At 65.1% G+C, this 20,959-nt stretch carries 16 protein-coding genes; 10 read left to right on the top strand and 6 right to left on the bottom strand.

Translation table 11 applies throughout. The features are described 5' to 3' along the window. Positions 1-24 precede the first annotated feature (24 nt). The 4 genes from kynU (at position 25) to ACZ0BA_RS03225 (ending at position 3,579) form a co-directional block, all read left to right on the top strand. Complete coding sequence (kynU, locus tag ACZ0BA_RS03240; RefSeq protein ID WP_463449916.1) at positions 25-1,287, top strand: kynureninase; 1,263 nt, start codon at positions 25-27, stop codon at positions 1,285-1,287. A gap of 10 nt (positions 1,288-1,297) precedes the next feature. Beyond that, complete coding sequence (kynA, locus tag ACZ0BA_RS03235) at positions 1,298-2,188, top strand: tryptophan 2,3-dioxygenase (RefSeq protein ID WP_463449915.1); 891 nt, start codon at positions 1,298-1,300, stop codon at positions 2,186-2,188. Between the two features lie 149 nt (positions 2,189-2,337). Further along, complete coding sequence (locus ACZ0BA_RS03230) at positions 2,338-2,883, top strand: RBBP9/YdeN family alpha/beta hydrolase (protein ID WP_463449914.1); 546 nt, start codon at positions 2,338-2,340, stop codon at positions 2,881-2,883. 81 nt (positions 2,884-2,964) lie between these two features. After that, positions 2,965-3,579 (top strand): CHRD domain-containing protein, encoded by a 615-nt coding sequence (locus tag ACZ0BA_RS03225; protein ID WP_463449913.1) that lies wholly within the window; start codon positions 2,965-2,967, stop codon positions 3,577-3,579. Between the two features lie 83 nt (positions 3,580-3,662). On the opposite strand, the gene htpG is transcribed toward ACZ0BA_RS03225, so the two are convergent. Together htpG and ACZ0BA_RS03215 are read right to left on the bottom strand one after the other, a co-directional pair. Continuing rightward, the gene (gene htpG / locus ACZ0BA_RS03220) at positions 3,663-5,582 is read right to left on the bottom strand and encodes a molecular chaperone HtpG (RefSeq protein WP_463449912.1); all 1,920 of its coding nucleotides are present in this window, start codon (positions 5,580-5,582) and stop codon (positions 3,663-3,665) included. Positions 5,583-5,700: 118 nt separating this feature from the next. Next, on the bottom strand, positions 5,701-7,374 hold the full coding sequence (locus ACZ0BA_RS03215; RefSeq protein WP_463449911.1) for an aminotransferase-like domain-containing protein: 1,674 nt from the start codon (positions 7,372-7,374) through the stop codon (positions 5,701-5,703). 186 nt (positions 7,375-7,560) lie between these two features. On the opposite strand from ACZ0BA_RS03215, the gene ACZ0BA_RS03210 reads away from it, so the two are divergent. From ACZ0BA_RS03210 to ACZ0BA_RS03195, 4 genes are all read left to right on the top strand, one after another. Then, on the top strand, positions 7,561-8,439 hold the full coding sequence (locus ACZ0BA_RS03210; RefSeq protein ID WP_463454699.1) for a DMT family transporter: 879 nt from the start codon (positions 7,561-7,563) through the stop codon (positions 8,437-8,439). A gap of 112 nt (positions 8,440-8,551) precedes the next feature. Further along, on the top strand, positions 8,552-9,013 hold the full coding sequence (locus tag ACZ0BA_RS03205) for a RidA family protein (protein ID WP_463449910.1): 462 nt from the start codon (positions 8,552-8,554) through the stop codon (positions 9,011-9,013). A 109-nt stretch (positions 9,014-9,122) separates the two neighbouring features. Continuing rightward, positions 9,123-10,316, top strand: coding sequence for an aminotransferase-like domain-containing protein (locus ACZ0BA_RS03200; protein ID WP_463449909.1), 1,194 nt, complete (start codon positions 9,123-9,125; stop codon positions 10,314-10,316). Between the two features lie 315 nt (positions 10,317-10,631). Then, positions 10,632-11,987, top strand: coding sequence for a diguanylate cyclase domain-containing protein (locus ACZ0BA_RS03195; protein WP_463449908.1), 1,356 nt, complete (start codon positions 10,632-10,634; stop codon positions 11,985-11,987). Here the strand turns inward: ACZ0BA_RS03195 and ACZ0BA_RS03190 are convergent. Continuing rightward, on the bottom strand, positions 11,965-13,164 hold the full coding sequence (locus ACZ0BA_RS03190; RefSeq protein WP_463449907.1) for a hypothetical protein: 1,200 nt from the start codon (positions 13,162-13,164) through the stop codon (positions 11,965-11,967). The two genes, ACZ0BA_RS03195 and ACZ0BA_RS03190, sit on opposite strands and share 23 nt — an antisense overlap. A 175-nt stretch (positions 13,165-13,339) precedes the next feature. Between ACZ0BA_RS03190 and ACZ0BA_RS03185 the strand changes: the two genes are divergently transcribed. Next, positions 13,340-14,404: an AraC family transcriptional regulator gene (locus tag ACZ0BA_RS03185; protein ID WP_463449906.1), complete on the top strand. Its 1,065-nt coding sequence runs from the start codon at positions 13,340-13,342 to the stop codon at positions 14,402-14,404. Positions 14,405-14,422: 18 nt separating this feature from the next. Here ACZ0BA_RS03185 and ACZ0BA_RS03180 read toward each other — a convergent pair whose 3' ends face one another. Genes ACZ0BA_RS03180 through ACZ0BA_RS03170 form a run of 3 tightly spaced genes read right to left on the bottom strand, consistent with a single transcriptional unit; the run spans position 14,423 to position 18,256 of the window. Then, on the bottom strand, positions 14,423-15,298 hold the full coding sequence (locus ACZ0BA_RS03180) for an SDR family NAD(P)-dependent oxidoreductase (RefSeq protein ID WP_463449905.1): 876 nt from the start codon (positions 15,296-15,298) through the stop codon (positions 14,423-14,425). A gap of 19 nt (positions 15,299-15,317) precedes the next feature. After that, positions 15,318-16,835: an aldehyde dehydrogenase gene (locus tag ACZ0BA_RS03175; protein WP_463449904.1), complete on the bottom strand. Its 1,518-nt coding sequence runs from the start codon at positions 16,833-16,835 to the stop codon at positions 15,318-15,320. An 8-nt stretch (positions 16,836-16,843) separates the two neighbouring features. Beyond that, positions 16,844-18,256: a flavin-containing monooxygenase gene (locus ACZ0BA_RS03170; RefSeq protein ID WP_463449903.1), complete on the bottom strand. Its 1,413-nt coding sequence runs from the start codon at positions 18,254-18,256 to the stop codon at positions 16,844-16,846. Positions 18,257-18,518: 262 nt separating this feature from the next. On the opposite strand from ACZ0BA_RS03170, the gene ACZ0BA_RS03165 reads away from it, so the two are divergent. Next, complete coding sequence (locus ACZ0BA_RS03165; RefSeq protein ID WP_463449902.1) at positions 18,519-20,957, top strand: TonB-dependent receptor; 2,439 nt, start codon at positions 18,519-18,521, stop codon at positions 20,955-20,957. Positions 20,958-20,959 lie beyond the last annotated feature (2 nt).

Here is a 20,959-nt window from a genome sequence, read left to right as displayed (position 1 = left end):
TAGACGCATAGGAACGTAATCTCAATGACAACCTTGGTAACAACTCGTCAAGACTGCTTGCAACGTGACGCGCAAGATCCGCTGGCCGCGCTGCGCGAACGCTTCGATCTTCCGACCGGCGTGATTTATTTGGATGGCAACTCTTTGGGCGCCCGCCCGAAGGCCGCCCTCCCCCGCGCCCAGCACGTCATCGCCCAGGAATGGGGACATGACCTGATCCGCAGCTGGAACAGCGCCGGCTGGTTCGACCTGCCGAAAAGGCTGGGCAACCGGCTGGCGCCGCTGATCGGCGGCGGCCCGGACGAGGTCGTCGTCACCGACACCACCTCGCTCAACCTGTTCAAGGCGCTGGCCGCCGCGCTGCACATGCAGGCCGGCCAGCCGGCCAGCGCCAGCCGCCGGGTGATCGTCACCGAGCGCTCGAACTTCCCGACCGACATCTATATGGCCCAGGGGCTGAGCAGCTGGCTCGATCGCGGCTACACCGTCAAGCTGGTCGACTCGGTGGAGGAACTGCCGACCGCCATCGGCGCCGACACGGCGGTCGTCATGCTGACACACGTCAACTACCGCACCGGCCGCCAGCACGACATGCGCGCCACCAGCGCCCTGGCCCACGCGGCCGGCGCACTGATCGTTTGGGACTTGGCGCACTCGGCCGGCGCCGTGCCGCTGGACCTGAACGGCGACGGCGCCGACCTGGCCGTCGGCTGCACCTATAAATACCTGAACGGCGGTCCCGGCGCGCCAGCCTTCATCTGGGTGCCCCTACGGCACCAGGCCCGCTTCACGCAACCGCTGTCGGGCTGGTGGGGCCACGCCGCGCCGTTCGCGATGGCGCCGGACTTCGCTCCGGCGGAAGGCATCGGCCGCGCGCTGTGCGGCACCCAGCCGGTGGTGTCGCTGGCGATGGTCGAGTGCGGGCTGGAGGTCTTCGAACAAACGTCGATGGCGGCGATCCGCGAAAAATCGCTGGCGCTCACCGACCTGTTCATCGAACTGGTCGAGCAACGCTGCGCCGACCACCCGCTGGGACTGGTCACGCCACGCGAACACGCGCACCGGGGCAGCCACGTCAGCTTTACCCATCCGCACGGCTACGCGGTGATGTCGGCGCTGATCGCGCGCGGCGTCATCGGCGACTACCGCGAGCCGGCGATCATGCGCTTCGGCTTCACGCCGCTGTACACCAGCCACACCGAAGTATGGGACGCGGTCGATATCCTGCGCGACATCCTCGACCGCAAAGACTACGACGTCGACGCCAAGCGCGACGCCGTCACCTGACGAGATCACCATGACCGAACCAACCCCGGCGGCCCAGGGCTGCCCGATGCACGCGAACGCAACCGGCCCCGGCGCCGACGACGCCACATGGCACGGCGCGCAGATGGACTTCAGCAACGCGATGAGCTACGGCGACTATCTGGGCCTGAACCAGATCCTCAACGCCCAGCACCCGCTATCGCCCAACCATAACGAAATGCTGTTCATCGTCCAGCATCAGACCAGCGAACTGTGGATGAAGCTGATGCTGCACGAAATGCACGCGGTGCGCGCGCACCTGCAATCGAACGACCTGGCGCCGGCTTTCAAGATGCTGGCGCGGGTGGCGCGCATCATGGACCAGCTGGTGCACGCCTGGGACGTGCTGGCGACCATGACACCACCCGAATATACGGCAATCCGCCCGTATCTGGGCGCATCGTCCGGCTTTCAGTCATATCAGTACCGCGAGATCGAGTTCATTCTCGGCAATAAGAATGCCGCGCTGCTGAGCGTTCACAACACCGCGCCGGACGCCTTCGCGGTGCTGGACAAAGCCTTGCGGGCGCCGTCGGTATACGACGAAGCGGTCAAGCTACTGGCCCGCAACGGCCTGCCGATCGCCGCCGAACGGCTGGAGGCCGATTGGACGCTGCCGACATCGGCCGACGAATCGGTGCAAAACGCCTGGCTCGAGGTGTACCGTGACCCGTCGCGCCACTGGGCCTTGTACGAGCTGGCCGAAAAGCTGGTCGACCTGGAGACGGCGTTCCGATTCTGGCGCTTCCGACACGTCACCACGGTCGAGCGCATCATCGGCTTCAAGACCGGCACCGGCGGCACGGCCGGCGTCAGTTACCTGCGCAAGATGCTGGACGTTGTGCTGTTCCCCGAGCTGTTCGCGCTACGCACCGCACTGTAATTCCGGGGTCACGTCCGACAATGCTACACGGGCACGGCCGTCAGGCCCGTGGGCCGGGCTTGTCCCTGCTTGCGCATATCGCGTGCGCCGCGCGGCGGGGCGCCGTGCAAGGGTTAAGATGCAAGCCACCCAACCCGGCAAGGACGCAAATGGACTACCAAGTACTCACGCTGGCCGGCCTGTGGAACTCAGGCCCGGCGCACTGGCAAACCCGGTGGGAGCAAAACCACCCGACCTGGGTCCGCGTGGCCCACCGCGACTGGGAGACCCCCGACCGCGACGAATGGGTCGCCGAACTGGACGCCGCGATCGGCCGGTGCCAACGTCCTCCTGTGCTGGCCGCGCACAGCCTGAGCTGCTCCCTGGTGACACGCTGGGCCGCCTCCGGCTCGACGCACCGGATCGCCGGCGCCTTCCTGGTCGCGCCCAGCGATACCGACGCCCCCTCCTACCCCGACTGCACCACCGGCTTCCAGCCGATGCTGCTCGAGCGGCTACCCTTCCCCAGCATCGTCATTGCCAGCGCCGACGATCCCTACGTCGGCACACAACGCGCGCGCCAGTTCGCAAAGGCCTGGGGAAGTGACTACAATGAGATCGGCAACGCCGGCCATATCAACGGCGACGCCGGCTACGGCCCCTGGCCGGAAGGTGAACAGCTCTTGCTGGACCTGTGCAAAAAAGTCCAGCGCTGAGGGAACTCACGTACGGACGCTCCCTCTAACATTGACGCAAGAAGACCCAATAACGCATCAATAACAAAGGAGGGAACAAGAATGAACCAGCGTATCCGCAACCTCATGGTGGCTGCAGGTTTGATGTTATCGGCGATGGGCGCCGGTGCCGCCAACTACAGCGCCATCCTCACCGGCCAGCAGGAACAGCCGCCCAACACCTCACCGGCCATCGGCGCCAGCACGATCAGGTTCGATCCCACCGCCCATCTACTGGAAATCAACGTCACCTTCAGCGGCCTGGTGGGCGAAACCTACGCCGCGCACATCCACTGCTGCACGCCGACGCCAGGCGAGGGCATCGCCGGTATCATGACGGAGTTTCCCAACCTGAGCGGTTTTCCACAGGGCGTGCGGAGCGGCGTCTATACCCACACCTACAACACCGCGCTGGCGTCGAGCTGGAGCCCGGCCTTCCTGAGCAGCTGGGGCAACAGCACCGCGTTCGCCGAAGCGGCGTTCGAAAGTGGGCTCAATAGCGGGACCGCTTACTTCAATATTCACACCAGTTACGCGTCAGCTGGCGAGATACGCGGCTTCTACGAGCCGGCGCAGGCGACGGCGGTTCCGGAGCCGGAAAGCATGGCGATGCTGGGGATAGGGTTGCCGGTGTTGCTGATGCTGGCCCGGCGACGCTCGAAGGATTCAGTGAAATAAGCAGCTTCTAAAACACGTCGGGCGGATTAGCGTAGCGTAATCCGCCTAATCCGCCCTACGTGGATCTGTGGTGACGCTTGCGCTTACTTAGCCGCGCCGCTCAGCAGCATCTCGTTCAGACGCTTGACGAAGCTGGCCGGGTCGCTCAGCGAACCGCCCTCGGCCAGCAAGGCCTGATCGAACAGGATGTTGGCCCAGTCGCCGAACAAGGTGCCCGATTCCTCGTACTTCAAGCGCGTCACCAGCGGGTGGTTCGGATTGATCTCGAGGATAGGCTTCGACTCGGGCGCGCTCTGTCCCGCAGCCTTCAGCATGCGCAGCAGATTACCCGACAACTCATGCTCGTCGGCCACCAGGCAGGCCGGCGAATCGGTCAGGCGGAACGTCACGCGCACGTCCTTGGCTTTGTCCGACAAGGCTTCCTTCATCTTGCCGACCAAGTCCTTGTACGCGCTTTCGGTCTCTTCGTGCTCCTTCTTCTCGGCCTCGTCTTCCAGCGCGCCCAGATCCAGCCCGCCCTTGGCCACCGACACCAGCTCCTTGCCTTCGAACTCGGTCAGGAACGACAGCATCCATTCGTCGACGCGGTCGGTCAACAGCAGCACTTCGACACCCTTCTTGCGGAAGATCTCCAGATGCGGGCTGTTCTTCGCGGCGACGTAGTTATCGGCCGTGACGTAGTAGATCTTGTCCTGGCCTTCCTTCAGGCGCGCGACATACTGCTCGAGCGAGACGCTCTGCTCGTCGTTCTCGTTGGCGGTCGAGGCGAAACGCAGCAGCTTGGCCAGACGGTCCTTGTTGGTCGCGTCCTCGCCGATGCCCTCTTTCAGCACCTGCCCGAATTCGTTCCAGAAGGTGACGTACTTGTCCTTTTTCTCCTGCTCTTCGGCGTTGGCCAGTTCCTCCAGCATGCCGATCACGCGCTTGGTCGAGCCGTCGCGGATCACCTTGACGTCGCGCGACTCCTGCAAAATCTCGCGCGAGACGTTCAGCGGCAGGTCGGCCGAGTCGATCACGCCCTTGACCATGCGCAGGTAGGCCGGCATCAGCTGTTCGGCGTCGTCCATGATGAACACGCGCTTGACGTACAGCTTGATGCCGCCGCGCTTGTTGCGGTCCCACAGGTCGAACGGCGCCTTGGCCGGGATGTACAGCAGCTGCGTGTACTCGCTGCGGCCTTCGACGCGGTTGTGCGTGTACGCCAGCGGCGCCTGGAAGTCGTGCGAGACGTGCTTGTAGAATTCCTCGTACTGCTCCGGCGTGATGTCCGATTTGCTGCGCGCCCACAGCGCGCTGGCCTGGTTGACGGTCTCGAATTCGTCCTTGACGACGGTTTCCTTCTTCTCGTCGTCCCACTCCTCTTTCTGCATCACGATCGGCAGCGAGATATGGTCGGAGTATTTGCGGATAATGGATTTGATCTTCCACGACGACAGCAATTCGTCCTCGCCTTCGCGCAGGTGCAGGATGATGTCGGTGCCGCGGCCGGTCTTCTCGATCTGTTCGACCGAGTAGTCGCCCTCGCCGGCCGATTCCCAGCGCACGCCCTCGGACGCGTCGGCGCCCGCGCGACGGGTTTCGACGGTGATCTTGTCCGCGACGATGAAGCCGGAGTAAAAGCCGACGCCGAACTGGCCGATCAGGGCCGCGTCCTGCTGCTGGTCGCCCGACAGCTTGCCGAAGAATTCCTTGGTGCCCGACTTGGCGATGGTCCCAAGATGCGAGATCGCCTCGTCGCGGCTCATGCCGATGCCGTTGTCCGAAATGGTGATCGTGCGGGCGGCCTTGTCGAACGAGACCTTGATCTTCAGTTCATGGTCGTTGCCGTATAGGACATCGTTGTTGATCGCCTCGAAGCGAAGCTTGTCGGCCGCGTCGGATGCGTTCGAGATCAACTCGCGCAGGAAAATCTCTTTATTCGAGTACAGGGAGTGAATCATCAGCTGCAACAGCTGTTTCACTTCAGCCTGGAAACCAAGGGTTTGCTTATCGTTATCTGCCATTTTTAGAGCCTCTAATAGTCTTAGTGTACGTGCGCGAAGTCGCACGGGTGTGGCGAAAGTGGGGATTATAAAATGGTTTTCAAGAGCAGCTTGCCATTTTCCCAACTTGCCGGCCGGCTTATTTGCCCAGTTCACGCTCCAGGAACCGCCAAACGCCCGGCTCCTGCATCGCCGCCACGTTGAGGCGCATGCGGGTCGAGGGCATCTGCGCCGGCGAGAACAGGCTGCCCGGCGCCAGCAGCAGGTTGTCGGCCATGGCGCGCTCGGTCAGCACGCTCGTGTCGCAGCCGGCGTCGGCCCACACGAACATCCCGGCCGGCGACGCCACATCGACCTTCAGGCCGACACGCTCCATCTGCCGCACCGCCTTGGCGCGGATGCCGTCGAGCCGCGTGCGCACCCGGTCCGCGTGCTTGCGGTAGGAGCCTTCGGACAGCACCTTGTACACCACCCGCTCGCCGATGTCGCTGGTGGTCAGGGTCGACAGCATCTTGCGGTCGGCCAGCCGCTCGGCCCGTTCCGCGGACGTGGCGATGAAGCCGACCCGCAGGTTGGCCGCCATCGTCTTCGAAAACCCGCCCAGGTAAATCACCCGCTGCAGCTGGTCCAGCGCCGACAACCGCGTGGCCGGCTGCACCGCGCTGCCGGGGTGCAGGTCGCAGTAGATATCGTCTTCGACGATGATGAAGTCGTGCTCCTCCGACAGCCGCAGCACCTGGAACGCCTTGGCCGCCGACAGCGAGGTCGAACTGGGATTGTGCAGCACCGAGTTAATAATATAGAGCTTGGGCTTGTGCAGCGCCGCCAGCTCGTTCAGCCGGACGATATCGGGGCCGTCGGCCAGGCGCGGGATGCCGATCACATTGGCGCCCAGCGCGGCGAAGGAGCCGAACATCAAAAACCACGCCGGGTCGTCGACAAAGATGGTGTCGCCGGGGCGGGTGAACTCGCGCGCCACCATGTCCAGCGCCTGCGTGACGCCGGCGGTGGTGACGATTTGCTCCGGCGCGGCGGCGATTTCCAGTTCGGCGAGCTTGTGCTGCAGCTGCTGGCGCAGCGGCAGGAAGCCCTGTGGCAGGCCGTAGCTTACCAGTAGATTGGGGTTCTGGCGGCTGACCGCGCGCAGCGCGTTGGCGATCGCGGCGCCGTCCAGCCATTCCGGCGGCAGCACGCCGGAGCCGGGCATCTGGTGGTGCGGCATCTGGCGGAACATATTCCGCACCAGCCAAACCACGTCGATCGGCTTGGTGTCGAGACGTGAGCGCACGGCCGCCGCCCCCGCCGCCTCGGCGCGCGCCATGGTTCCGTCGGCGGCGTTGAGCGCCATCGGCGCCCGTTCGCGCACAAAGAACCCGGCGCCCCGGCGCGACTCCAGATAGCCCGTCGCCACCAGCTTGTCGTAGCTGGCTACCACGGTGAAGGCGGAGACACCGTGGGCCGCCGCGAACGCGCGAATCGACGGCATGCGCGCCCCGCCGCGCAGCAGGCGATCGTCGATGCGCGCCGCCACCGAACGCACGATCTGGTCGATCAGCGTTTCGCCCGATGCGCGCGACAGCAATCCCACCAGCGGTCCGGCGGCGGGCCTGGGCTTGGATACGCGCGCGGCCCGACCCGGCGCCTGGGCCGTCGCCTGAACCGGCGCCTGAGCCAGCGCCGGAGCGGCGGCCAGCACGGCGACCGGCGCGGCCAGTGCGCGGGCGTGCGCGGCGGCCAAAGCCTCGTTGACCGCCTCGGCGGCGGCCGACGCTGCGGCCCCTAACAGCGATGTGCGCTTGCGTGTATTGGTCATCCCACCGTCACAGTATAAGAAATTAAGTTTAAAGTGTACTGGCACTGTACTGGGCTTTGTACCGTAGGATACACGTATCGCTTTGATAAATCCACTGGAGCCCGCATGACGCACAGCCCACCGCCCGCCACCATCGCCCCCATCCCGACGCATCGTCCGCTCGGCATCGGCGACGAGACGGCCGGCATGCTGCTTGGCCTGATCGGCGTGGCCATTTTCAGCCTCACCCTACCCTTCACCCGGCTCGCCGTTGGCGCGGCGGGCGACGCCAGCGGTCTGTCGCCGATGTTCGTGGCGCTGGCCCGCGCGCTGGTGGCCGCCGCCCTGGCCGGCGCCTGGCTGCTGTGGAAGCGCGCGCCGCTGCCGCCCCGCGCAGCACTGGCGCCGCTGGCGATGGTGGCCGTCGGCTGCGTGATCGGCTTTCCGTGGCTGACCTCCATCGCCATGCGCTCGCTGCCCGCCGCCCACGGCGCGGTCCTGATCGGCATCCTGCCGCTGGCCACCGCCGTCTTCGCGGCCCTGCTGGGCGGCGAAAAACCATCGGCGGGCTTCTGGATCATGGCCATGTGCGGCTCGGCCCTGGTGGCCGGCTTCGCGCTGCGTCAGAGCGGCGGCGGCCTGCATGCGGCCGACCTGGCGATTTTCGCGGCGGTGCTGCTGGCCGCCATGGGCTACGCCGCCGGCGGGCGCCTGTCGCAGACCCTGGGCGGGCAGCAAACCATCTGCTGGGCGCTGGTGCTGGCCGTGCCGGTGCTGATTCCCGTCGTCGGCTGGCTGTGCTGGCGCGAGGCCGGGCAAATCGCCGCCGCCGGCGCCGCCGCCTGGACCGGCTTTGCCTATGTCTCGGTGTTCTCGATGTTCATCGGTTTCTTCTTCTGGTATCGCGGCATGGCGCTCGGTGGCGTGGCGCGGGTCGGCCAGGTGCAGCTGGTGCAGCCCTTCCTGTCGCTGCTCGGTGCGGCCGTGATCCTGGGCGAGTCGCTGGAGTGGCCGACCGTGATATTTGCAATCGCCGTCATCGCCACGGTGGGCATCGGGCGCAAAATGCAGGTGAAACGCCGCTAAAACCGTGGAGTATTCTGATTTTGGCACGATTGAAGGCATCGCCTGACGCAAGAGTACAATATCGGTCTACAGTCCCACCGGATTACCGCCTACTTACTAATTGGATAAGCACATGTCTGTCTACGAAAAACTGAAAGCGCTCGATATCACCCTGGCCGCACCCGCCACCCCGGCCGCCGCCTACGTCATGTACGCGCAAACCGGCAACACGGTGTTCCTGTCCGGGCACATCGCCAAACGCGCCGACGGCAGCGTGTGGGTGGGCCAGCTGGGCAAAAATATCGACACCGCAGAAGGCAAACAGGCCGCGCGCGCCATCGCCATCGATTTGATCGGCACCCTGGAGGCGGCCGTCGGCGGCGATTTGAACCGCGTGCGCCGCATTGTCAAGGTGATGAGCCTTGTGAACTCCACTCCTGATTTTACCGAACAGCACCTGGTCACCAACGGCGCTTCCGAGCTGCTGGCCGAAGTCTTCGGCGAAGCCGGCAAACACGCCCGCTCGGCCTTTGGTGTCGCACAAATCCCGCTTGGCGCCTGCGTCGAAATCGAACTGATCGCGGAAGTCGCGTAAGCGGGCGGCGTCTTATCCGGCGCCGTTCCTTTTATAAGAGCCTGCCACAAGCGGGCTTGTTGAATTGCCCGGCCTTGCACGGCCAGGGCGCACATCTAGTGAGACATGTATGAAAATCGAAAATCCGAACCCGATCCAGTGGCGCTTCTCCGAACGCGCCGACCAGCTGCAATCGTCCTTCATCCGCGAGATCCTGAAGATCACGCAGCAGCCGGAGATCATCTCCTTCGCCGGCGGCCTGCCATCGCCGCTGACCTTCCCGGTCGACGAGATGAAGGTCGCCTTCGACAAGGTCCTGCAAAACAACGGCAAAGTGGCGCTGCAATACGGCCCGACCGACGGCTACCTGCCGCTGCGCCAGTGGATCGCCGACTCGCTGTCGACCAACGGCGCCAAAATCATCCCTGAACAGGTGTTGATGACGTCCGGCTCGCAGCAGGCGCTCGACCTGCTGGGCAAAGTGCTGATCGACGAAGGCAGCCGCGTACTGGTCGAGACGCCGTCCTACCTGGGCGCGCTGCAGGCCTTCTCGGTCTACCGTCCGGAATTCAAATCGGTCGACACCGACGAACATGGCCTGGTGCCGTCGTCGCTGGACCCGGTCGCCGCCGGCGCGCGCCTGCTGTACGCGCTGCCGAACTTCCAGAACCCGACCGGCCGCACGCTGTCCGTCGAGCGCCGCCTGGAACTGGTCGAGACCTGCGCCCGTCTGGGCCTGCCGCTGATCGAGGATGATCCATACGGCGCCTTGAGCTACAAGGGCGATCCGCTGCCGAAGATGGTGGCGATGAATCCTGAAGGCGTGATCTACATGGGTTCCTTCTCCAAGGTCCTGACGCCGGGCATCCGCCTGGGCTACGTGGTGGCCCCGTTGCCGCTGGTGCGCCGCCTGGAGCTGGCCAAGCAGGCCGCCGACCTGCACACCTCGCAGCTGACGCAGATGGTGGTGCATGAAGTGATCAAGGACGGCTTCCTCGAGCAGCACATCCCGAAAATCCGCACCTTGTACGGCAACCAGTGCCAGGTCATGCTCGATGCGATGGCCCAGTATTTCCCGGCCGGCGTCGAGTGGACCAAGCCTGAAGGCGGCATGTTCATCTGGGTCACACTGCCGAAGCACATCGACGCCATGAAGCTGCTGGACGAGGCGATCGCGCAGAAGGTCGCCTTCGTACCGGGTTCGCCGTTCTACGCCAACGAACCGGAAACCAACACCTTGCGCCTGTCGTTCGTAACCGTGCCGCCGGAACGCATCCGCACCGGCATCGAGATCCTCGGCAAACTGATCGCCGCCAAGATCTAAGGCGTTTCCCAGTATCCTCCCGTGGGCGGCGATCGCCGCCCACGCGCCCCTTCTTGTCTCCCCTGCAAAAAAAAGCACGGTCCCTTCTGGCTATTGGGCCGGCATCGCTTCAACCCTGAAGCATCCTTCCAAAAACATGCGCTGAATGTTTACATATCAGGCGGGCAACGCGGTATGATTTGAATGGATAGTCACTTGGTAAGGCAAGAATTTGTTCATGCGTGTACAAACTTCCCCAGCTCGCCCCTTGCGCCGCGCGCCCGCGCGATTGCGGCCGCATGCCAAAACGATCCATCGGGTTAAAGGCGACGCGCAATGAACCCCGCCAGTTCCGGCTTGACCACGCGGCGCGACGCCGCCATCCTGATCGTCGATGACGCGCCGGAGAATCTTGCCGTTCTGCGCAAGCTGATGGTCGAACAGGGCTACCAGACCTTTGTCGCCACCTCCGGCGAGCGGGCGCTCAAGATCGCGCGCCGCGTCCATCCGGACCTGATCCTGCTCGACGTGGCGATGCCGGGAATGGACGGACTCGAAACCTGCCGCCAGCTCAAAAGCCATACCGCCACGCAGCGCATTCCCGTCATTTTCATGAGCGCCAGGACCGACACCGACGACGTGGTGGCCGGCTTCGACATCGGCGCCGTAGACTACATCGGCAAGCCGCTGCGCCTGGCCGAAGTGAGCGCGCGCGTGCGCACGCAACTACAAATCCGCAGCAACAGCGAAACCCAGGAAGAACAGGCCGAGCGCCTGCGCACCATCGTCAACAACATGGCCGAGGGCCTGTTGATCATCGAGGCGGACGGCCGCATCCAGTTCACCAATCCGGCCTGCGACAAATACCTGGGCTACCAGGAGAACGAGCTGGCCGGGCGCGCGATCTCGGAGCTGCTCAATCCCCTGGTGGCGCAGGAATACCTGGAATACTTCGCCCGCTACGCCGCCTCGCCGGAGATGGCGCATAGCCACGGCACGCGCGAGGTGATCATCCGCCACCGCAACGGCAGTTCGGTGTGCATGGACCTGACGCTCACGCCGATGTACCTGCGCCAGCCGCTGTTTATCGGCCTGCTGCACGACATCACGCACCACAAGCAGTCGGAGGACGCGCTGCAGCGCGCCGCCATGGTCGATCCGCTGACGCAGATCGCCAACCGGCGCCACTTCGACAGTTTCCTGGAAAAGGAGTGGCAGCGCTCCATGCGCAGCGGCCAGCCGCTGTCGCTGGTGGTGCTGGACGTCGACCACTTCAAACTATACAACGACACGCTGGGCCATCCGGCCGGCGACGCCTGCCTGCAGCGGGTGGCGGCCGCCATCGCCTCGCACGCGCTGCGCCCCACCGACCTGGCGGCGCGCTACGGCGGCGAGGAATTCGTGCTGCTGTTCGCCGAGACGGGCGCCGAAACGGCCGCCATGATGGCCGAGGCGATCCGCGCCCACATCGAGGCGCTGCGCATTCCGCATCCGCGTTCGACGACCTCCGGCTGGCTGACCGTCAGCATTGGCGTGGCCACCATCCACCCGCACCAGCTGGACAACACGGAATCGCTGTTTGTCGCCGCCGACCGCGCGATGTACGTCGCCAAGGAAGGCGGGCGCAACCAGGTGCAGTCGACCAGCGGCGGCGCCGCGCTGGAAGCGGTCAAGGCGCTGGTGACGCGCTGACCCTGACCGCCCCCCGAAGCGCCTTCAATCCGAGCGGCACGCTGACGGCCAGCGCCAGCAGCGAGGACATGATCAGGCCCACGCCGCCGGCATCCTGGAACAGCTCCCCCGCGCCGACGGTGCCCACCGCCACGGCGGCGAACGTCACCACCACCGATTGCGACAGCAGGCTGCCATCGCGATCCTGCGCCGAGATAAAGCTGTTCAGGACCGCCATGATGGCGTAGAAGGCCATGTTCAACATCAGTTGGCCGGCGAAGAACAGCACCACGCCGTCGGCGGTGAAAAAGCAGGCGACCGACGCGAACATCACCAGCAATGCGCCCATGACGGTCAAACCGCGCCGCGCCGCCAGCGCCGGTATCGCCGGCACCACCGCGCCGAAGAAACCGAGCAGCGACGACACGGCCAGCAAGGTGCCTATCGTCGGCAGCGACAGGCCGATACGCTCGCCCTGCAGCGCCGATACCGCCCACACGCCGGCCTGCACGCTGTAGACGCCGACGAACACGCCCCACGCCAGCCATACGCCGGCGCCGACGCGGCGCCGGCCGGCGCCGGATTTCCCGGACAGCGGCGGACGCGCCGGCACCAGCGCCGGTATGCGCACGGCCGCCACGCCCAGCACCGCCGCCAGCAGGGCAAGGCCGATCCAGATTCCGTCGCCCGCCGCCATATCCGGCAGCAGAGAGACCAACGTGAACACGCCGGCCACCGCAAGTCCAGACGCCAGCAGCACCACGCCCCACAACCGCTCGGCGTCGCGGTGGCAGGCCAGGCAAATGCCGACCATGACGATCATCTGCGCTTCGCAGACGCCGACCACCAGCCGCAACGCGCCGAACAGCGGTGTGGACAGCGTCAAAGCGGTCAGGATCTGGCATAGCGCCAGCAGCACCAGGGCCACGGCGGTGCATCGGGCCGGCCAGCGGCGCGACATCGGCGGCAGCAGGATGCAGCCGGCCAGCATGCCGACCATCTCGACGCCGGTCATCAACGTGGCCTGGCCCTCGTCGAAATGCAGCCGTGCCATCGTGTTGGTCACCAGCAGCGGCATCATGGTGGTGCCGCCTATGCCGAGCGCCCACGCGGATGACAGTATCAGGGTCGAAGCGGCCGTGGTTTTCACGGCGGCGACGTCGATATCGGGCAGGGGCGCTGCGGGGGTGGTGGTCATCGCTGGTCCATGGTGATGGCGGCACGATTTGCCGTGATCAAAGCATACGACGGATACCAGGGAGGACGGGGCCAAAGCGGCCAAAAACGACACCCGCACGGCCATTTAACACGCATCGACGCGCCGGCGCGTAAATCCTGTGCTAGCCTCGTTCATCAATTTGAAGGAGTGGCCCATGCCGGCAACACCGCACCTCCCCGACGCCGAGGCCGACGTTCCACCCCATGTCATTCGCCAGGTGTTGCAGCTGTTGGCCAGCCGTGGCCATTCGGTCGAAAGGCTGTGCAAGGGGCTGGGATTCACGCCGGAGAATCTGCGCGACGCCGGGTTCCGCGTCTCCTACCGCCAAACCAGCATGCTGGTGCGGCGCGCCATGCAGCGCTGGGGCGATCCGGCCATGGGCATCGCCACCGGCGCGCGGCAGACGGTGGTGTGTTTCGGCCTGCCTGGCCTGGGCATGCTCACCTGCCCCACCCTGGGCGAGGCGCTGCTCTACCTGATCAAGTATCAGCGCGCGGCGGGCACCCTGGTCATCAACGAACTGGCCGTCATCGACGAGCGCAATTTCATGATCGAAGCGGCCACCCGTTTTCACGATCCGGAGCTGGAACCGTTCTTCATCGAGGAGATTTTCGTCAGCGGCGTGGAGGTGGCGCGCGCGATGGTCGGCTCGCACGTGCGCCCGTCCCGGCTCGAGCTGCGCTATCCCCGTCCGGCCTACGCCAGCGCCTACAACGAATACTTCCGCTGTCCCGTGGTATTCAATGCGCCCCTCAATCGGCTGATCTGCGACATGTCCTGGTACCACTGTCCCTTGCCGACGCATGACAGCTTTATGCAGGAAAGCCTGCAGGCGCAGATCGACCAGTTGCTGTCGATCGGCACGCCACGCAACGATCTGGTGGAATCGATCATGAACGTGCTGCGCGCCTCGGTCGACGAGATGCCAGGGCTGGCGGAGACCGGGGCGGCGCTTAACATGAGCGAGCGTACGCTGCGCCGCCGCCTGGCGGAACTGGACACGTCCTACCAGCGGCTGGTGGACCAGGTCCGCTACGAATGCGCGCTCGATCTGCTGAGGCGCAGCGCGATGTCCCTGGTCGATATCGCGATGGCGACCGGCTTCACCGACGCCCGTAACTTCCGCCGCGCTTTCAAGCGCTGGTCCGGCATCCTGCCGAACCAGATAAGGCAAGGCGTGCCCGCCCCACGGCTGCTGATACCGGAACGGGCGCCCTGACCGGCAGAGCAACGACGGTCAGGGAATCTCCCACTTTCCGGCGCGCAGCACCACCAAACCGCGCCGGCGCAGCGACTCCAGATAGCGCGCGTGGCCGCGCACCCCTTTTTTGCGGAACAGCGGTATCAGCTTGGGCAGCATGTTCGGCACCAGCATCGCCAGCCTCACCGTCCACGATTCACTGACACGCGGATAGCGTTCCAGGCATGGGCTGTCCAGCATCCGCATGACCTGGCGTGCGACGTCCTCCGGCTGCTGCGGCGGGTCCATGAACTGCAGCGTGTTGCCGCCGTCGATCGCCTCGCGCATCAGCATCTGGGTTTCGGTCGCCGACGGCAGCACGCTACCGACGTGCACGCCGTGGCGCTCGCGGTCCAGCCCCAGGCACAGCATCGCGCCGCGCAGACCGAACTTGGTGGCCGAATAGATGCCGGTTTCCGGCAAGGGGAAGATCCCGCCCAACGACACGGTATTGATCACGCGGGCGTCGCCGGCGCGCTGCAAGGCACCAAAGGCCAGCCGGGTCAGCACGATCGGCGACAGCAGGTTGATATTCAATTCCGCCAGAATGTGATCGACCGATCGCTCCTCGAAATGCCCGGTGCCGGTCATGGCGGCGTTGTTGACCAGGATGTCGAGCCGGCCGAAGCGCTCCTCGATAAAGGTCAGCAAATCTGGCAGTTTGTTCAAGTCATCCAGATCGACCCGCACGCCCACCGCCGCCGGCCCCAGCGCCGCCGTCGCGCGATCCAGCGCCGCCTGGTCGCGGTCGGCCAGCACGCAGGTGATGCCGCGCTCGATGAAGCCGCGGCAGATCGCCCGGCCGATGCCGCCCGCGCCGCCCGTGACCAGGGCCACCCGCTCCGCCCGGCCGGCGTTCGTTGTTCTCGCCATGTGTATTCCTCTTGTGGTCTTAGTGACTTTTATGGCCGGCCGCGCCCAGCTGCATCCAGATGGTCTTGGTCTCGGTGTACTGGTCGTGGGCCAGCAGCGATTTTTCGCGTCCGCCGAAGCCCGACTCCTTATAGCCGCCGAACGGCACGCCGGTATCGCCTTCCGAAAAACAGTTGATCGACACCGTGCCGGCGCGGATGGACTTCGCCACCCCGTGGGCCGAATCGAGGTTGCTCGTGTAGACCGACGACGCCAGGCCGTAGCTGGTATCGTTGGCGATGGCCACGCCCTGGGCCAGGTCGTTGAACTCCATTACCGACAGCACCGGCCCGAATATCTCCTCGCGCGCGATCGTCATCGACGGCAGCACGCCATCGAAAATGGTCGGCTCGACGAAGCTGCCGCCGCTGTCCTGGCGTACCTGGGCGCCGCCGTGCACCAGCCGCGCGCCCTGCTCCCGGCCGTCGGCGATATACCCCAGCACACGCCGCATGTGTTCCGGCTCGATCAGCGCGCCGACACGGGTGGCCGGATCGAGCGGGTCGCCGACGGTCCACTCATCGAAGGCCCGCTTGACCTCCTCCAGCAACTCGTCCTTGCGCGAACGGTGGACGATCAGGCGCGAACCTGCGCTGCAATTCTCACCCTGGCAGAACAACGCGCCGGTCGCGACCTGTTGCGCCACACGCGGCAGGTCGAAAGCGTCCGCCAGCACCAGCGCCGGGCTCTTGCCGCCGCATTCCAGCACCACCCGCTTCAGGTTCGACTCGGCCGAGTATTTCAGGAACAGCCGTCCCACCTCGCCCGAACCGGTGAAGCTGATGCAGTCGATGTCACGGTGCCGGCCCATCGCCTGGCCCACGGTTTCGCCGTAACCCGGCACGATATTGAGCACGCCGTCGGGAATACCCGCTTCCAGCGCCAGGCGGCCCAGCATCAGCGCCGTCAAGGTGGTCTGCTCAGCCGGTTTGATGACGAGCGAGTTGCCGCTGGCGAGCGAGGGGCCGATCTTCCATCCCGCCAGGTAGATCGGAAAATTCCACGGCAGGACCGCGCCCACTACGCCGATCGGCTCGCGCACGATCATCGCCACCACGTCCGGCGCGGTCGGCGCCACCTGGTCGTACAGTTTGTCGGCCGCCTCGGCGTGCCAGCGCAGGCTCTCGATCATGTCGGGCAGGTCGGCCGACAGCGCGTCGCGTATCGGCTTGCCCGAGTCCAGGCTCTCCATCAGCGCCAGCGTTTCCAGATTGACCTCGACCAGATCGGCCAGCCGCAGAAGCACCTTTTTGCGATGCTTGGGCGAGGCGCGCGACCAGTGGCCGTTATCGAAGGCGCGACGTGCCGAATCGACCGCCAGGTCCACGTCGGCCTCGCCGCAGCTGGCGATGCTTGCCAAACGGGCGCCGTCAGCGGGATTGACGGTGTCCAGGCGATTGCCGGAGACGGCGTCGACGAAGCGTCCGCCGATCAGGGCGCGGGTTTCGAATTCCAGTCCAGCGGCCAGCCGCCGGTAGTACTGCAGTGTCTTATCCATCTTCATCCTCAAGCCGCTGCGCGCAAGCCAGCCGCGGACCGCGAGGCGGCCACGCTGTCGCGCAGGTTGTCGTAGTAGGTTTCGCTCAATTCCGGCCACCCCATTTTCCTGCGCAGCCGCTTCAGATACGATTTGAGCGCGTGCGCCTCCAGATAGACTTCGTGCCGCTGCGACTTGACGAATTTGAGTCCGCCCGACAGATCCGGGTCGTCGCTGGCGATGAGCGCGTCGAAAGGACTGTCCTTGCCGGGGTTGTCCACCTGGTCGCGCAGGTAGGCGGCGATCATGAACGCCTCGGTGTCGAACAGCTTGTAGGCGCTGGAGTTGGTTTCGACATAGCCGATGCCGAACAGGTTGCGGTGATCGCGGCTGAACATCGACAGATACAGCTGTGGCCTGCCGCCGCGCCACTCGAAGTATTCGCCGGCGTATTTGCAGCTCCACTTGTAGCCGGTGGCGTATACCACCAGATCGAGCGCCTCGCGGCTGCCGTCCTTGAAGACGACGTCGTCGCCGTCGTAGTGCGAGATGTCCGGCTTGACCGCGATGTTCCCGTGCTGGAGATTGTGCAGCAGCTGGGAGTTGAGCAGCGGATGGCTCTCGAACAAGCGATGGTCCGGCTTGGGCAGGCCGAAGCGCGTCAGGTCGCCGGTGAATATTTTCAACAGCACGCTCATGACAGGGCGCGCGATCCAGATCGGCAGCGGCGGCCCGCTCTCGCCCACCTGGTCGGCGGGAAGCCCGAACAAATGCTTGGGGATGAAGTGGTAGCCGCGCCGCATGCTGATGAACGCCTTGTCGGCCCGGGTAGCGGCGTCGCAGGCGATGTCCGCGCCGGAGTTGCCTGCGCCGACGATCATCACCCGCTTGCCCTTGAATTCATCGCTGCTTTTGAAGGTGACCGAATGGCGGATCTCGCCGTTGAACCGGCCTTTGATCTCGGGCATGTTCGGGTCCCAGTTGCAGCCGGTGGCGCAGATGACCGCCAGATAGCGCCGGCGCGCGCCGTCGCCCAAGGTCACCACCCACTTGCCGTCAGGTTCCTTGCGCACGTCCCGCACGGGGGTGTTGAAGCGGATCGCCTCGCGCAGGCCGAAGGCGTCGGCATAACTGCGCACGTAGCTTAATATTTGCTGGTTGGTCGGATAGTCGGGATAGGACTTCGGCATCGGAAAACCGATGAAGCCCGACAGGTCGCGTGACGAGATGAAGTGCGCCGATTCATAAATCGGGCTGCCGGGATTGTGCATGTCCCAGATGCCGCCCACGTCCGAGTGACGTTCGAACTGCTCGTACGGCAGCTTCATGCCTTTCAGGGCGCGGGCAGCCGACAAGCCGCCGGGCCCCGCGCCGATCACGCAGACGGCGCTGCCGCAGTCGATAACCTGGTCTGTCCGCTCCTGTACCCGTTCTTGTCCCATCTTGGTCTCCTGTCGTTGTTTGTGCGAACCCATTGTGCAAACAAAGTGGCCGCCGCACGGGGGCCAAAGGGACAGGCAGGGAGCTTTTCCGGCCAACGCCGCCTTCCGGGCGCTCACGCAACACCGGAGCCTGTTTGGCCACGCCGGCGTCCTTCGGTGTCCGATCCAGCCCCTCTGCGGGCCCGGCGCACGACTACATTCGATGACAGAAGCTTAAAAAAATGACCAGTTCGTCAGACCAAACATAACAACGGGAGATATCGTGAAGACAAACGAAAAACAGGCGCCGTCCAAGCGCAAGGTCGTCTCGCACACGCTGGCGCGCAGCATCGCCGTGGCATTCGCCGGCACCGCCGCCGTGCCCCTGGCCGCGCTGGCGCAGGACGACATACAGAAGGTGGTCGTCACCGCGCAATCGCGGTCGCAATCGGCGCAGGAAGTGCCGATCTCGATGGAGGTCGTAACGGCCAGGGACATCCGCAACCTCGGCGCCAAAAACCTCGGCGATTTAAACGGTTATCTTCCCGGCCTGGAGGTGGAAGCCACCCAACCCACGCAGCCGATCTTCGGCATACGCGGCGTGCAGGCGGGCGACTTCGGCATCGGCACCGACATGCCGGTCGGGATCTATGTGGACGGGGTCTATGCCGGCAAGACCGGCGGCGCGCTGATGAACTTCATCGATATCCAGCGCGTCGAAGTGCTCAAGGGGCCGCAAGGGACGCTATTTGGCCGTAACAGCGCCGCCGGCGCGATCTCCATCGTCACCAACGAGCCGGATCAGACGTTCGACATGAACGGCCACCTCAAGGTCGGCGATTACGGCCGCGTCAATGTGGATGCGATGGTCAACGCGCCGCTGGCGGACAACACGGCGGCGCGCCTGGTCTTCGTGCGCGCAGGGAGCGACGGGTGGGTGCGCAATGCCACCACCGGCGAACGCACCGCCGGCGACAAGTCGTGGGCCACGCGGCTCGCGCTCAAACAAAAAATCAGCGATGCGACGTTGAACCTGACCCTGGAACACGAGCAACTGCGCCAGAAAGGCTGGCCGGCTTTCGGCGTGGTCAAGGACCCGGCGCTGCCGTTCGCCGGCTTCACTGGGGTCTACGACGCCGCCTATGTGGCCAACTTCGTCGATCCGCGCAAGGCGCCGCTGGAGAACGACACCAGCGGCAGCGAGCGCCGCACCTTCGATGGCGCCACACTGCGCGCCGAGCTGCCGCTGGGCGGCCTCACACTGCGCTCCATCACCGCCTACCGCACCTTCTCCACCTACAACCTGACCGACAACGACGGCACCGCCCGCAGCGGCTTTTCGCTGGCGAACACGGATCAGAAAAAATCCTACAACTGGCAGCAGGAATTCAAGCTGTCCGGTAAAACCGAACACCTGGACTGGATCGCCGGCGCCAGCTTCTACGACAACCGCGAACGGCAATCCTCGACCGCCCTGCTCAACACCGCGACCCTGGACAACGTCAGCCTGCTCGGTGGCGGCAACGCCGACCTGGCGGGCTTGTTCGGCGCTCTGGGACAGGCCGGCATTCCCGGCGTCGACGCGTCATCGAACTTCCCATGGGGCGAGACCACCCACAACTACCTGCGCACACGCGCGTTCTCGGTCTACCAGGACGTGATCTGGCACGCCACACCGTCCACCAACCTGACCCTGGGCCTGCGCTGGAGCCGCGACCGCAAGAACATGGAATGGCACGTGCCGGGGCGCGAGTCGCCTGCACTGGACGAGCTGCTCAACACCTACGGTCCGCTGGCGGGATTGGACGCTTCCGCGCTGCCGTCGAACCAGATCTTCTATGCGGCCGGACAGCTGGCGGCCACGCCGGTCCACTCGACCAAAAGCTGGACCGACTGGAGCCCGCGCCTGGTGCTGGACCATAAGCTGACGCCCGACCTGCTGCTGTTCGCATCCCTTTCCAAAGGTTATCAGGCCGGCGGGTTCAATGTCTTCACGCCGCCGAATGCGGCATCGCCCAACGCCAAAGAGCGCGACCCAAGCTACGACCCCGAGAAAATGACCAATCTGGAGCTGGGCTTCAAGCTGTACGTCCCCGCCATCAAGGCCACCCTCAACGGCTCCGTGTTCGCCTACCGCTTCAAAAACCTGCAGGACATCAAGCTAGGCGGCACCGGCCCCATACCTACCTACAATGTGGTCAACAGCGACCAGCAGGCCAAGGGACTCGATCTCGATGGCCGCATCCGGGTATCGCCGAACCTGACGCTGTTCGCGGGGCTGGAGCTGATCGACCAGACCTATAAGCGCTACCGCACCACCGACGACAGCGGCGCCGCGCTCGACCTGTCCGGCCAAACGGTCGGCACGCCCACCTTCAACGGTATGGGCGGCGTCAATGCCAGCTGGGAGGCGCTGGGTGGCCGGATCAGCACCACCCTGCAAGGCACCTACCAAAGCAAGGCGCGCTGCAACGACGACACGCGCGCGCTGCAATGCTTGCACGCGCCGGCATTCCGCACCGGCGAGGCGCGCACCAAGGCCGACTTCCGCCTGGGCTGGGACAACGCCAACGGCAAATTCGGTATCGCCCTGCTGGTGAATAACCTGTTCGACAAACAGTATGTGCACACGCTGGACGGCCAGACCAAGCCATTCGGCCTGCCGTACGCCATCGTCACGCCGCCGCGCACCGTCTCGCTGGAGTTAAGGGGCAGCCTGTAGGC

Source organism: Duganella sp. AC917, assembly GCF_979258245.1.
This window is presented reverse-complemented; position numbering and strand designations above follow the sequence as displayed.